Raw genomic sequence first — 12,403 nt, forward strand, 5'->3', positions numbered from 1 at the left:
ACGCAAGCGAAGCCTTCCCCCGAGGGGACCCGCGGTACCAAACCGTTACCGCCAGGCAGCGGTTTCGCGGGAATCCGCCGCCCCCCGTGCTCGTTGTACTTGGTAGGCTGGGCTGAAACAGCCCCCAGATGGAGGACAGATTCAATGGCACTTGGCGGAAATCCGGTATTCAACGGAAAAAACTTCCGTTCCCAGACCCGCGGCGGTACCGCAACGGGCTCCCTGGCAACAGACAACAGCTACATGACCCCGCAGCAGCTGCAGGATCTTTACACGGCCCCTTCGGCGAAGCCGTCCGACATGGGCCGCATGACCTATGACGACGTGATCATGAAGACGGTGTTCTGCCTGGCGATGGTCCTGGTGGGTGCCGCCGTTCCGACCTTCCTGCTGCCGGGAATGGGCAGCGGACTGATGATCCTGGGCGCCCTGGGCGGTTTCGTCCTGGGCCTGGTGAACTCCTTCAAGCGTGAGCCGGTTCCCGCACTGATCCTGGCCTACGCCTTCCTTGAAGGTATGTTCCTCGGCGGTCTGACCGCTGTCCTGGACAACATGTACCCGGGCGTCGGCCTTCAGGCAGTGCTCGGCACGCTGGCAGTCTTCGCGGTCACCCTCGTGCTGTTCCGCAGCGGCAAGGTGCGCGCGACTCCCAAGGCCGTCCGTTTCTTTATGATCGCCATCATCGGCTACGCGGTCTTCTCGCTGCTCAACGTCGGCCTGATGATCTTCGGCGGCGTGCAGGACCCGTGGGGCCTGCGGGGCAGCGTGGAGATCTTCGGGATTCCCCTGGGCGTCTTCATCGGCGTCCTGGCCATCGGCCTGGCAGCGTTCTCGCTCATCATGGACTTCACGTCCATTGAGCAGGGCGTCAAGGCCGGCACCCCCGAGCGTTACTCCTGGACCGCTGCGTTCGGCCTGACCGTGACGCTGGTGTGGCTGTACGTGGAGATCATCCGTCTCCTGTCGATTCTCCGAGGCAACGACTAGACGTTCCCGGCAACGACACATCGGTAGCACTCCCGGAAGGACCGCAGGCAATGCCTGCGGTCCTTCCGCCGTTTAAGGCGCTGGACTCTGGGCACCCTCCGCATACGGACGTAGCATGGCCGCTGGGGGACCGGGAAAGGGGGCTTCGATGGCCGAATCTGAGCGGCAGCCGGTGGTCGAGGAGCTCGTTGCCGCCCTGTTAGCCGGGTCGGATACCGAGGTATTCCTGTCCGTTGCCGCCGGGATCGCTGCCCGACGGCTGGGCCTGTCTGCACCGGACGGCTGTTCGATCGCCGTGGAACGCAGCCGGCGGCCGCTGCTCAGCGTCCGGACCCCGGGGTTACCGGCAGTCCGGGCGGAGCATGGTCCCGGCAGCCCGGGCGGAACCGTGCTGGGCGGCGGGCCCGACGTCGTGGTGACGGACCTGGCCGCGGAGCAGCGATGGCCGGGGCTGGCCGAGGCCGCCGCTAACGGAATCCGGTCGGTTGCCGCCGTCGCCCTGCCGCTGGAGGGGGACCGCGGGGTCCTCAGCTGCTTTTCGCCGCGGACGCACGCGTTCGGCCCGGGCGAGGTTGCCGGTGTGCGTGCCGTTGCCGCCGAAACAGCCAAGGTCCTCCGGCTGGCCCTGCAGATCGATGCGCAGGCGAACCGGGCGGCGAATCTCCAGGCCGCCCTGGAATCGCGGACGGTGGTGGACCTGGCAGCGGGCATCATCATGGGGCAGAACGGCTGCAGCCAGCAGGCTGCCATCGACATCCTCCGCAGTGTCTCGAACAGCCGCAACATCAAAATCCGCAATGTCGCAGCAGGCGTGGTGGCTGCCGTCAGCGACCGGGTCAACACACATTTTGATGAGTGACCGCCGGGCGCACGGGTAAGATCGGATGGCATGAACGCAACCGGCAGCGAACCGGGAGAGGCCGGCCCGGCCACCGGTGCACAATACGAAATCAGCCGCGGCAAGGCCCGCGCCGTCATCGCCTCCCTGGCCGGCGCGCTGCGCCGGTACACGGTAGACGGGGTTGACCTGGTGCAGACGTATCCGGACAACGCCATACCCCCGTCCGCCAACGGGGTGCTGCTGGCGCCCTGGCCCAACCGGACGGCGGACGGACGCTGGACCCTGGCGGGGAAGACGCAGCAGCTGGACATCACCGAGCCCTCCCGCGGGCACGCCAGCCACGGACTGCTGCGCAATACCGGTTACACGGTCCGGGAACAGGTGCCGGGCGCCGTGGAACTCAGCGCGGAGATCTTCCCGCAGCACGGGTATCCCTTCCACCTCGTGCACCGGGCGCGCTACAGCCTGGACGACGACGGCGGCCTGCGGGTGCAGCAAAGCCTGACGAATGCGGGCGCAGCGGCCGCTCCCGTTGCCCTCGGCGCCCATCCCTTCCTGCGGCTCGGCGATGTACCGACCGAAGACCTGGTGCTCACAGTGTCCGCCTCCACCGTGCTGACCGTTGATGAGCGGCTCATTCCCAATGGGCGGCGGGAACCAGCCGGAGCAGCGGACCTCCGCGGCGGGGCCCGGGTAGGGGATCTGGCACTGGACAACGCCTACACGGACCTTTCGTTCGATGAGGCAGCCCCCGGCACGCACCGGCATACGCTCACCGCGCCGGACGGACGAAGCGTGAGTCTCTGGACCGGAGCCGAATGCGGTTATGTCCACGTTTTCGTCACCGACACATTCCCCGGGCAGCGCCGCGCGGTGGCCCTAGAACCGATGACTGCTCCGGCCAACGCGCTGAATTCGGGGGAGGGGCTGGCGTGGCTGCCCCCGGGGCAGGTCTTCTCCGCCCGCTGGGGCATCCGCGCCGAGCTGGCCCCGGCGGCAGGGGACAGCAGTGCTCGAGGTAACAGCGGAGGATAGGCACGTAAAGGGGGTCCGGGCCCAAGCCCGGTATGGAAAGATGGCCCCATGAAACCCCATGCACGCCGCACATCGGCGCCCCGCGCGCTGCAGGCTGCGGCGGCGAATTCCAACCGGAACAACGACGAGGTCCCTTTCGCCCTGCGGGTCAGTGCCGCCTGGGCCTGGCGCCTCGGCATTGTCCTGATTGTCGGCGCCGGGCTTGTCTGGATCCTCAGCCATTTCTCGCTGCTGATCATTCCGCTGATGATCGCCGCCCTGCTGGCCGGGCTGTTGTCGCCGGTTTCGAGTTGGCTGCGGCGCAACCGGCTTCCCGGCGGCCTGTCGGTTGCCGTGACCATCGTGGCCTTCCTCGGCGTCGTTATCGCTGCCCTGACGTTGGTGGGACGGCAGCTTGCCCTCGGGTTCCGGGATCTCTGGGGTGAAACCCTTGCAGGGGTCCGCCAGATCCAGGGCTGGCTGTCCGACGGCCCGCTGAACATCACTGCAGGTGACATGGACTCGTTGTTCAACGAAGCCACCACCACGCTGCAGGACAATTCGGCCAACATCCTCTCCGGTGCCCTGAGCGTGGGCAGCAGCGCCGGCCACTTCGCCGCCGGCATCCTGCTGACCCTCTTCGCCTTGGTTTTCTTCCTGCTGGACGGCCGCCGGATCTGGGAGTTCACTTCCGGACTGCTGCCGCGCCGGGCACGGCCCGCCGCCTACGGAGCCGGCATCCACGGCTGGGAATCCATGGTCAACTACGTGCGGGTGCAGGTGGTGGTGGCACTCATCGATGCCATCGGCATAGGCGGCGGCGCAGCCCTCATCGGTGTTCCGCTCGCCCTGCCCCTCGCGGTTTTGGTGTTCCTGGGCTCGTTCGTTCCGTTGGTAGGTGCGTTTGTCACCGGCTTCGTGGCCGTCCTGCTGGCGTTGGTGGCCAACGGCGGAGTCAACGCGCTGATCATGCTGGGCATCGTCCTGCTGGTACAGCAACTGGAATCCCACATCCTCCAGCCGCTGGTCATGGGCAGGGCCGTCTCCCTCCACCCCCTGGCCGTGATCCTGGCAGTCACGGGCGGCACCCTCGCCGCGGGGGTCCCCGGGGCCCTGTTTTCAGTGCCGCTGCTGGCCATCCTCAACACGATGGTCCGTTACATAGCGGCCCGCGGCTGGGAGGACGACCCGGCCATGGAACCGGAGGGGGAAGAGGACGACGACGGCGATAACCCTGTGCCGGAGGAAAACGGTTCCGGCACGGAGGACACGTCGGCTACACAGGAAGAGCGCCGCCCATGACCGATCTGTCGCAGTTGCCCGTCACCCTGGATGACATCCGGGCAGCGGCAAAGCTCCTCGACGGAGTTATTGCCCACACCCCCGTCGAGTCATCACGGGCGCTGGCCCGCGAAACCGGTTCACCGGTGTACCTCAAATGCGAAAACCTCCAGCGGGCAGGGTCATTCAAAGTACGCGGCGCCTACGTCCGCATGGCCAAGCTGTCCCCTGCGGAGAAAGCCCGGGGAGTGGTGGCTGCCTCTGCCGGCAACCATGCGCAGGGCGTGGCCGTAGCTGCGGCGCGCCTGGGCATTTCCGCCCGGATCTATATGCCGCAGGGAGTGGCGCTGCCCAAGCTGGCTGCCACCCGGGGACACGGCGCGGAAGTCATCCTTCACGGCCATACCGTCGACGAGGCCCTGGCCGAGGCCCAGCGGTACGCCGACCAAACGGGCGCCGTCTTTGTCCACCCGTTCGACAACGTGGATGTGGTGGCCGGACAGGGGACCATCGGCCTTGAGCTCCTGGACCAGATACCGGACCTGGACACCGTGCTGATGGGGGTGGGAGGCGGCGGCCTGCTCGCCGGCGTCGCTGTCGCGATCAAGTCGCGGGCACGGGAACTTGGCCGTGAGATCCGGATCATCGGGGTGCAGGCGGAAAACGCAGCCTCCTATCCGCCCTCGCTGGCCGCTGACGCGCTGGTACCCCTCACCAGGGTCAGCACCATCGCGGACGGCATTGCCGTCGGCCGGCCCGGACAACTGCCCTTTTCAATCATCCGCGAGCTGGTGGACGATGTGGTGACCGTGAGCGAGGATGCCCTTGCCCGTGCACTGATTTTCCTCCTCGAGCGTGCCAAGATGGTCGTGGAACCGGCCGGGGCCGTGGGAGTGGCTGCGTTGATGGAAGGGAAGATAGATAATCCCGGAAATACGGCGGTAATCCTGTCCGGCGGCAACATCGACCCGATGCTGATGCTGAAGGTCATCCAGCGGGGACTGGCGGCTGCGGGCCGTTACCTGGTGGTCCGCATCCTCCTTGACGACCGTCCGGGGTCGCTGGCGACCATCTCGCGGATCATCGCGGAAGCGGACGCCAACGTCACTGGAGTGGACCACACAAGGGTAGGAGGATCAATCAGCATGGGAGACGTAGCGATCACCATCAACATGGAAACAAAGGGGCACGAGCACTGCGAACTGGTGCTGAAGAACCTGCGTACTGTTGGTTTCCAACCCGTCGTACTGGCCGGTTAAGCCATGTTTGCCTCTCGTGCACGCACCGCACTGGCCGGGTCGCTCCTGTTCGCCGCCGTGCTCTGGGCGGTCTACCTGCTCACGCTGCTCTTCAAGCCGGTCCTCTTCCCGCTGCTGGGAATCCTGCCGAGGCAGCTTGAGGGGCTCGACGGCGTGGTGTTCGCCCCGTTGCTCCACGCCGGGACGTCCCATCTCCTGGGCAACACCCTGCCCCTGATCGTCTTTTCATTCCTGACGCTGCTGGAAGGGGTGCGGCGTTTTGTTTCGGTGCTGGCCATCTCCTGGCTGTGCTCGGGCATCGGAGTCTGGCTGTTCGGCAGCGGGCTGACCGTAGGCGTCTCCGGCGTGGTGTTCGGATTATTCGCGTATCTGATCGTCCGCGGCTTCTACAACCGCAACACTGGCCAGATCCTGCTCAGCGCCGTGCTGTTCCTGGTGTACGGATCAATTCTCTGGGGCCTTTTCCCCACTGCACTGGGCGTTTCCTGGCAGGCGCACCTGTTCGGGGCAGCGGGCGGCGTGCTGGCCGCCGTCGTGCTGCGGCATGACCGCCGCGCACCAACGCAAAAGCGGGCCCTCCCGTAGGAGAGCCCGCCGCCACTGAACCGCGGAAAACCTAGCCGGTGTAGGGCTTGGCGGAGATGATCTCGACGGTGATGTTCTTGCCGTTCGGCGCGGTGTAGGTAGTGCTGTCCCCGGCCTTGAGGCCCTGGATGGACGCACCCAGCGCGGACTTTTCGCTGTAGACGTCGATGTTGCCGTCGCCGGCGATCTCGCGGCTGCCCAGCAGGAAGGTCTCCACGTCGCCGGCGACGCGGGCTTCCACCAGCATGCCCGGCTCTACGACGCCGTCGTCGGCCGGAGATTCACCAACCTGTGCACTTTCAAGGAGCTGCGTCAGCTGCCGGATCCGGGCCTCAGCCTTGCCCTGTTCCTCTTTGGCTGCGTGGTAGCCGCCGTTTTCCTTGAGGTCGCCCTCGGACCGTGCCTGCTCGATGCGGGCAACGATTTCCGTCCGACCGGGGCCGGACAGGTGATCCAGTTCCGCCTTCAGGCGGTCGTAAGACTCCTGCGTGAGCCAGGCGACAGATGCGCTGTTGGTTGACACGGGTATCTCCTTATATAAACGTCCGGGCCATCGATTGGTCCGGCATGGCTGAATGCCCGCCGGCCGGATTGGCCTGACAAGCAAAGACCCCGCCGGGCGGAGACCAACTGGTTTGGAATGTCTACCAAAGACCAGCCGGACACCTGGGCGGGGCATGTCGTAAGTTCCCATAGTAGTTTGCCCGCGCACATAACCCAATATGCGGGACGGAACGTCTTAGGGGGCTAGTCCTCGTCCACTATCCAGCAGGAGGACACGCCGCCGGTCACTGCCGGGGAGTCCGTGCGGAGTTCAACCCGCTGGGTGCTGCTTTCCGGAGCATCCGGTCCCAGGACCACCGTCTTCCAACCCACGACGGCGTAACTTTCGTTAAGTGCCTGGATGGCGCAGGCAGCGGTGCTGCCGGCGGATTTATCGACCTTGAAATCCACCGTCACGCGGCCGTCCTCGGGCAAGGTGTAACCCACATCCTTGGACGTGACCGTTCCGGTGGAGGCAGGGATGTTCATCCACGCCGCGGCCACTACACCGGCGGCCACGGCGGCCGACACCCCGATGATCCGCGTCCGCCGCGACAGGCGCCGCTTTGGAGCGCCGTAGCGATTGGCTAATCTGGAGTCGGACGTGGAAACGTCCGGCTGATGGGGTGCCGACGTCTCGGGCTGACCTTCCGAAGTGCTCACAGGCCCATTTTAGCTTCTCCATTCCACCGCCGTTTTCCGCTTACTTCAGGAGTTGCCTTGTCTGCCCGCGAAAGCACCTATTCCCGGCCTACCGCCCCGCTGCGCCTGCTCGCGGTGCATGCCCACCCCGACGACGAGGCCAGCAAGGGCGCGGCCATGATGGCCTCCTACGTCGCCGCCGGCGTCGAAGTGATGGTTGCCACCTGCACCGGAGGGGAACGGGGATCCATCCTCAACCCCGGTGCCGAAGACGATCCCGCAGGCAAGCGGGACCTGGCCGGACTGCGCCGGCGTGAAATGGCTGCTTCACAGGCGGCCCTGGGGATCCAGCACCGCTGGCTTGGATTTGCGGATTCCGGGCTGCCCGAGGGGGATCCGCTGCCGGACCTGCCCTTCGGCTGCTTCGCGCTGCAGCCGTTGGAACGGGCTGCGGCACCCCTGGTGAAGCTGGTCCGCGAGTTCCGTCCGCACGTCATCATCAGCTACGACGAAAACGGCGGTTATCCGCACCCGGACCACATCATGGCCCACAAAGTCGCCGTGGAGGCGTTCGCCGCGGCCGGCGATCCGGAGCGGTACCCCGGGACAGGTGCCGCGTGGGAGCCGTCGAAGCTCTACTACGACCGGGCTTTCAACCCGGAGCGGTTCCGTGCCCTGCACTTTGCCCTGGAAGAGGCCGGGCTGCAGTCCCCGTACGCAGAGCGGATCGCCGCCTGGCAGGAAACCGATACGGAAGGCCACCAGCCGCCCGCTCCCACTCATGCGACCACCACGCAGATCGAGTGCGGTGACTTCTTCGAAGTCCGTGACGAAGCCCTGCGCAGCCACCGCACGCAGGTGGATCCGAACGGCTTCTTTTTCGCGGTCAGCCCGGATCTGCAGCGCAAGGTCTGGCCCTGGGAGGACTACTCGCTGATTGAGTCGCGGGTGGAAACAGAACTGCCCGAAACCGACCTGTTCGCTGGCATACGATAGACCCTAGGAACGTAGGTTCCGCCGCAGTATTGGCTAAAAGAGAGATATACCGTGAACTTCCTGTACAGCCTGGCTACGGCCGCCACCCCGGCACCCGAGGAGTCCCTCGCGCCTGGAGTTGCCGCAGAAGACGTCACCCCGGGCACGCTGGGGTTCCTCTTCACGCTCTTCGTGGTGATTGCGATCATCTTCCTGATCCGCGATATGACCAAACGCATCCGCCGGGTCCGGTACCGCGAACAGGTGCTGGCCGCCCAGGAAGCCGCCGAGCGCGACGCCTCCGGCCAGCCGGATGCCTCCCGGACGGCGCTTTCCATGGACAAGGCCGGGGATGATCCCGCGGACCGCGACACCACCTGGGACCACCTGCGGTAGCGGGAGTGCCATGGCGGAAAGACTGAGGAACCAGGCGTCGGCCTACCTGCGCCAGCATGCGGACAACCCCGTCGACTGGTGGCCCTTCGGCGAGGAAGCGTTCGCCGAAGCCCGGCGCCGGAATGTTCCCGTCTTTATCTCCGTGGGTTACGCGGCCTGCCACTGGTGCCACGTCATGGCGCACGAATCGTTCGAGGATGCCGCCACGGCGCAGTACCTGAATGAGCACTTCGTGTCGGTGAAGGTGGACCGCGAGGAACGTCCCGACGTCGACGCCGTGTACATGGCAGCGACGCAGGCACTGACCGGCCAGGGCGGCTGGCCGATGAGCGTGTTTACCCTTCCGGACGGCCGCACCTACTATGCCGGCACCTATTTTCCTCCCCGGCAGCTGCAGGGCATGCCGTCCTTCCAGCAGGTTCTGGAAGCGGTTTCCTCCGCCTGGCGGGACCGCCCGGCCGAAGTGGAAGCAAGCGCGGCGCAGATCGCCGCCCACCTGGCCTCCGCCCAGGCGGGAAACCGCCGGCTGATCGGCAGCCTCGAGGTTACTCCCGAATCCGGTCCGCTTTCGGGCGAGGTGCTCGAGGCTGCGGTGGGCGCGGTTATCGAACAAGTTGACCCGCGTTTCGGCGGGCTCGGCGGTGCACCGAAGTTCCCGCCGTCGCCCCTGCTGCGGTTCCTGCTGGTGTACGGATCGACTGACCGGCCGGCCGCCGGCGCCGCGGCGTCCGTGGCTGGCCGCACCTTGGAAACCATGGCCCGCAGCGGACTGTACGACCAGCTCGAAGGCGGCTTCGCCCGGTACACCGTGGACCGGGCCTGGGCCATTCCGCACTTTGAGAAAATGCTCTACGACAATGCCCAGCTGCTGCGCCTCTACGCACACTGGAGCCGCTCGGCGCCCACGGAGGACCAGCGGCAGCTTGCCCTGCAGGTAAGCGCCGATACCGCAGCCTGGCTGGCCAAGCGGCTGCGCGTGGAGGGAGGAGGATTCGCGTCCTCGCTCGACGCCGATACCCTCGTGGACGGGCAGCGCCGCGAAGGCGCCACCTATGTGTGGACAGCCGAGGAGCTTCGCACCGCCGTCTCCGGTGCCGACGCAGATGCGGTCCTTTCCCTGCTGGACCTGGAAACCGGCCGAATGGAGGACGGCGGGTCCACCCTCCACTTCGGCCGCAGCCTGGAGCCGGAGGAGGAGCTGCTCTGGCAGCGCGTGCGGCCTGCGCTGCTGGCCGTTCGTGACCGGCGGCCCCAGCCGGACCGCGACGACAAAGTGGTGGCAGGGTGGAACGGGCTGGCCATCGCGGGCCTGGCCGACACGGCGTTGGCCCTCGACGATGCCGGGGACCCGGGGGAGAAGGCCGCCGTTCTGCTGGACCTGGCCCGGGATGCCGCGGAATACCTGCTGCGCGTCCACTACCGCAACGGTCTGCTGTCCCGGGTCTCCCATGCCGGCACCGCCTCCGGCATTGAAGGCCTGCTCGAAGATTATGCCGGTGCGGCCGAGGGGCTGTTTGCACTCTACGCCGCCACCGGTGAGGAACAGTGGTACCGCGCCGCTGAGGAGCTGGTGCTGGCCGCCGAACAGCGTTTCATCGTGGACGGGGTCCTGCAGGACACCGCTGTGCGCACGGATCAGCTGGCAGCCGCGCAGGGAGCGCTCTCAGCAGCGGATCCGATGGACGGCCCCGCGCCCAGCGGTACAGCGCTGTTTGCCGGCGTGCTGGTGACGTACGCGGCCTATTCCGGTTCCTCCCGGCACCGCGCCCTCGCGGAAGCACTGCTGGCCCACGTTCAGCTGGTGGCGGCACGTGCACCGCGCGCCGGCGGGTGGGCGATGTCCGTCCTCGTGCAGGCCCTGGAGGGGCCGCGGGAGCTGGCCGTTACGGGCAGTGATCCCGTGCTGGTGCGGCAGCTGCTCCGGGCCGGCCGGGCCGCGGGCGGTCCCGCCGTCGTCGTGGCCAGCGGACCCGGCGGGGAAACGTCGGTGCCGCTGTTGCGGGACCGGCCCGCACCGGACGGGGGAGCCTTGGCCTACCTGTGCCGCGGGATGGTCTGCAACCGGCCGGTATCCGACCCGGAGGAGCTGGCGGCCCAGTTCAGCGCGCTGCGTTCCTAGCCGGCCACCGAGCGGACGGCCATCATGATGGCGATGTAGTGTGCGGCGAATCCAGCCAGGGTAAAGGCATGGAAAATCTCATGGAAGCCGAACCAGTCCACCGAGGGATTGGGCTTCTTCATGGCGTACATAACGGCACCGGCAATATACATGGCACCACCCACGCAGATGAGGATGGCTGCCGTCGGGTTGGCCGTGTAGAAATCCGGAAGGTAGAACAGGGAGGCGCAGCCCAGGGCAATGTACACGGGTGTGTACAGCCAGCGGGGAGCATGCAGCCACAGGAGCCGGAACGCGACACCGACCAGGGCACCGGCCCAGATGATCCACAGCAGGGTCACGGCGGTGTCCCGGGGCAGCAGGGACCAGGCCAGCGGGGTGTATGAGCCGGCAATGACCAGCATGATGTTGGTGTGGTCCAGGCGCTTGAGCACCGTTTTCACCTTCGGGGACCAGTTGCCGCGGTGGTAGACGGCGCTGGTGCCGAACAACAGCACGCCGGTGAAGGCATAGATTGCGGAGGCGATCCGGGTGTCGGCCGTCGGAGCGAGGACTACGAGGATGATCCCGGCCGCCAGCGCGAGGGGAGTGGCACCGGCATGCAGCCAGCCGCGCAGGCGCGGCTTGATTTCCAGTTCTTCGGCGACTGCTTCAACCGCGTTTTCCAGGGGGCCGGGTGCGGTCTTCGATTCCGGGTCGTGCTGGGCTGGAACCCGGGAGGCAGGGGCGGAAAATGGTGACGAATCCATAACGGAAATTCTAACCTACGTTCGGGTAACTTATGGCTGGGTAACCCCGCGCCCGCTCCGGTCTGCGCTTCGGCAAGCTGAGCTAGCGGTAGCCTAGGAGAAGATTTTTATCCTTTGGGCAGACCCGGGGCAGGCGGGACCATGTGGTGGTGCCGCTCCGGATCCCAGGTACGTGAGGCAAACAATGAAATTCCCCGGTGTTGTCTACGCCTACTACGAGCGTAAGCTGCGGCGGTCCCTGATTGGAGACCGCATCCCCGAACACATCGGGGTAATGGTGGATGGAAACCGGCGGTGGGCCAAACTGGCCGGCGCGCCTACCAGCGACGGGCACCAGGCCGGAGCGGACAAGATCCTGGAGTTCCTGGGCTGGTGCCAGGAACTGGGTGTGCGGATGGTGACCCTCTACATGCTGTCCACGGACAACCTCAACCGTGACGCGGACGAGCTGGAACCGCTGCTGGACATTATCGGCAACACCCTGGACCGCCTGGGCGAAGAGGGCAACCTGCGGGTCCAGCCGGTAGGGGCCCTGGAGATCCTTCCGTCACGGCTGGCCAAACAGCTCACGGAGCTTGGCGAAAGCACCGGCGACGCCGACGGGCTGCATGTAAACGTGGCCATCGGTTACGGCGGCCGGCGGGAAATCGTCGACGCCGTCAAGGAACTCCTGCGGGACGCCGACGCCGAAGGCAAAGGCATCGCGGAAGTCACCGAGGAAATCTGTGACGCCAAGATTTCCGAATACCTCTACACCCGCGGCCAGCCGGACCCGGAACTGGTCATCAGGACCTCCGGCGAGCAGCGCCTCTCCGGCTTCCTGATGTGGCAGAGCGCCTACAGCGAGTTCTACTTCTGCGAAGCGCTCTGGCCGGATTTCCGGCGGGTGGACTTCCTGCGTGCCCTGCGCGATTACGCCAGCCGGCAGCGGCGCTTCGGCTCCTAGCGGGCTCCCCGCACGGCCGCCAACGGCCGTGTCCTGCTGCGGGGCGGCGCCCTGCGGGCGTACTTT

At 66.6% G+C, this 12,403-nt stretch carries 13 protein-coding genes; 10 read left to right on the forward strand and 3 right to left on the reverse strand.

The genetic code is table 11. The features are described 5' to 3' along the window. Window positions 1-144: 144 nt before the first annotated feature. The 6 genes from N2L00_RS04155 (at window position 145) to N2L00_RS04180 (ending at window position 5,967) form a co-directional block, all read left to right on the forward strand. The gene (locus N2L00_RS04155; protein WP_255863470.1) at window positions 145-987 is read left to right on the forward strand and encodes a Bax inhibitor-1/YccA family protein; all 843 of its coding nucleotides are present in this window, start codon (window positions 145-147) and stop codon (window positions 985-987) included. A 148-nt stretch (window positions 988-1,135) separates the two neighbouring features. Further along, a complete protein-coding gene (locus tag N2L00_RS04160; RefSeq protein WP_255766962.1) occupies window positions 1,136-1,846 on the forward strand; it encodes an ANTAR domain-containing protein in 711 nt (236 codons plus the stop codon). A 30-nt stretch (window positions 1,847-1,876) separates the two neighbouring features. Beyond that, entirely contained in the window at window positions 1,877-2,863 is a 987-nt protein-coding gene (locus N2L00_RS04165; protein ID WP_255863469.1) for an aldose 1-epimerase family protein, read from the forward strand. Between the two features lie 48 nt (window positions 2,864-2,911). Further along, complete coding sequence (locus tag N2L00_RS04170) at window positions 2,912-4,144, forward strand: AI-2E family transporter (RefSeq protein WP_255863468.1); 1,233 nt, start codon at window positions 2,912-2,914, stop codon at window positions 4,142-4,144. Then, complete coding sequence (gene ilvA / locus N2L00_RS04175; RefSeq protein WP_255863467.1) at window positions 4,141-5,382, forward strand: threonine ammonia-lyase; 1,242 nt, start codon at window positions 4,141-4,143, stop codon at window positions 5,380-5,382. Before N2L00_RS04170 ends, ilvA begins: the two co-directional genes overlap by 4 nt. A gap of 3 nt (window positions 5,383-5,385) precedes the next feature. Next, window positions 5,386-5,967 (forward strand): rhomboid family intramembrane serine protease, encoded by a 582-nt coding sequence (locus N2L00_RS04180; protein ID WP_255766966.1) that lies wholly within the window; start codon window positions 5,386-5,388, stop codon window positions 5,965-5,967. 31 nt (window positions 5,968-5,998) lie between these two features. Here the strand turns inward: N2L00_RS04180 and greA are convergent, their stop codons facing one another. Both greA and N2L00_RS04190 read right to left on the reverse strand, forming a co-directional pair. Continuing rightward, a complete protein-coding gene (gene greA / locus N2L00_RS04185) occupies window positions 5,999-6,490 on the reverse strand; it encodes a transcription elongation factor GreA (RefSeq protein ID WP_255766968.1) in 492 nt (163 codons plus the stop codon). A gap of 224 nt (window positions 6,491-6,714) precedes the next feature. Then, a complete protein-coding gene (locus N2L00_RS04190) occupies window positions 6,715-7,173 on the reverse strand; it encodes a DUF4307 domain-containing protein (RefSeq protein ID WP_255863466.1) in 459 nt (152 codons plus the stop codon). A gap of 57 nt (window positions 7,174-7,230) precedes the next feature. Between N2L00_RS04190 and mca the strand changes: the two genes are divergently transcribed. From mca to N2L00_RS04205, 3 genes are read left to right on the forward strand one after another with little or no spacing between them, the layout of a single operon-like run. Beyond that, entirely contained in the window at window positions 7,231-8,148 is a 918-nt protein-coding gene (gene mca, locus N2L00_RS04195) for a mycothiol conjugate amidase Mca (protein WP_255863465.1), read from the forward strand. Window positions 8,149-8,199: 51 nt separating this feature from the next. Then, window positions 8,200-8,523: a hypothetical protein gene (locus N2L00_RS04200; RefSeq protein WP_255863464.1), complete on the forward strand. Its 324-nt coding sequence runs from the start codon at window positions 8,200-8,202 to the stop codon at window positions 8,521-8,523. Window positions 8,524-8,533: 10 nt separating this feature from the next. After that, on the forward strand, window positions 8,534-10,642 hold the full coding sequence (locus N2L00_RS04205) for a thioredoxin domain-containing protein (protein WP_255863463.1): 2,109 nt from the start codon (window positions 8,534-8,536) through the stop codon (window positions 10,640-10,642). Here N2L00_RS04205 and N2L00_RS04210 read toward each other — a convergent pair. Further along, window positions 10,639-11,391: a hemolysin III family protein gene (locus N2L00_RS04210; protein WP_255766973.1), complete on the reverse strand. Its 753-nt coding sequence runs from the start codon at window positions 11,389-11,391 to the stop codon at window positions 10,639-10,641. The two genes, N2L00_RS04205 and N2L00_RS04210, sit on opposite strands and share 4 nt — an antisense overlap. 184 nt (window positions 11,392-11,575) lie before the next feature. Between N2L00_RS04210 and N2L00_RS04215 the strand changes: the two genes are divergently transcribed. Beyond that, complete coding sequence (locus N2L00_RS04215) at window positions 11,576-12,337, forward strand: isoprenyl transferase (RefSeq protein ID WP_255766974.1); 762 nt, start codon at window positions 11,576-11,578, stop codon at window positions 12,335-12,337. Window positions 12,338-12,403 lie beyond the last annotated feature (66 nt).

Origin of the sequence: Arthrobacter sp. zg-Y1171 (assembly GCF_025244845.1) — a bacterium.
Classification (GTDB): domain Bacteria; phylum Actinomycetota; class Actinomycetes; order Actinomycetales; family Micrococcaceae; genus Arthrobacter_B.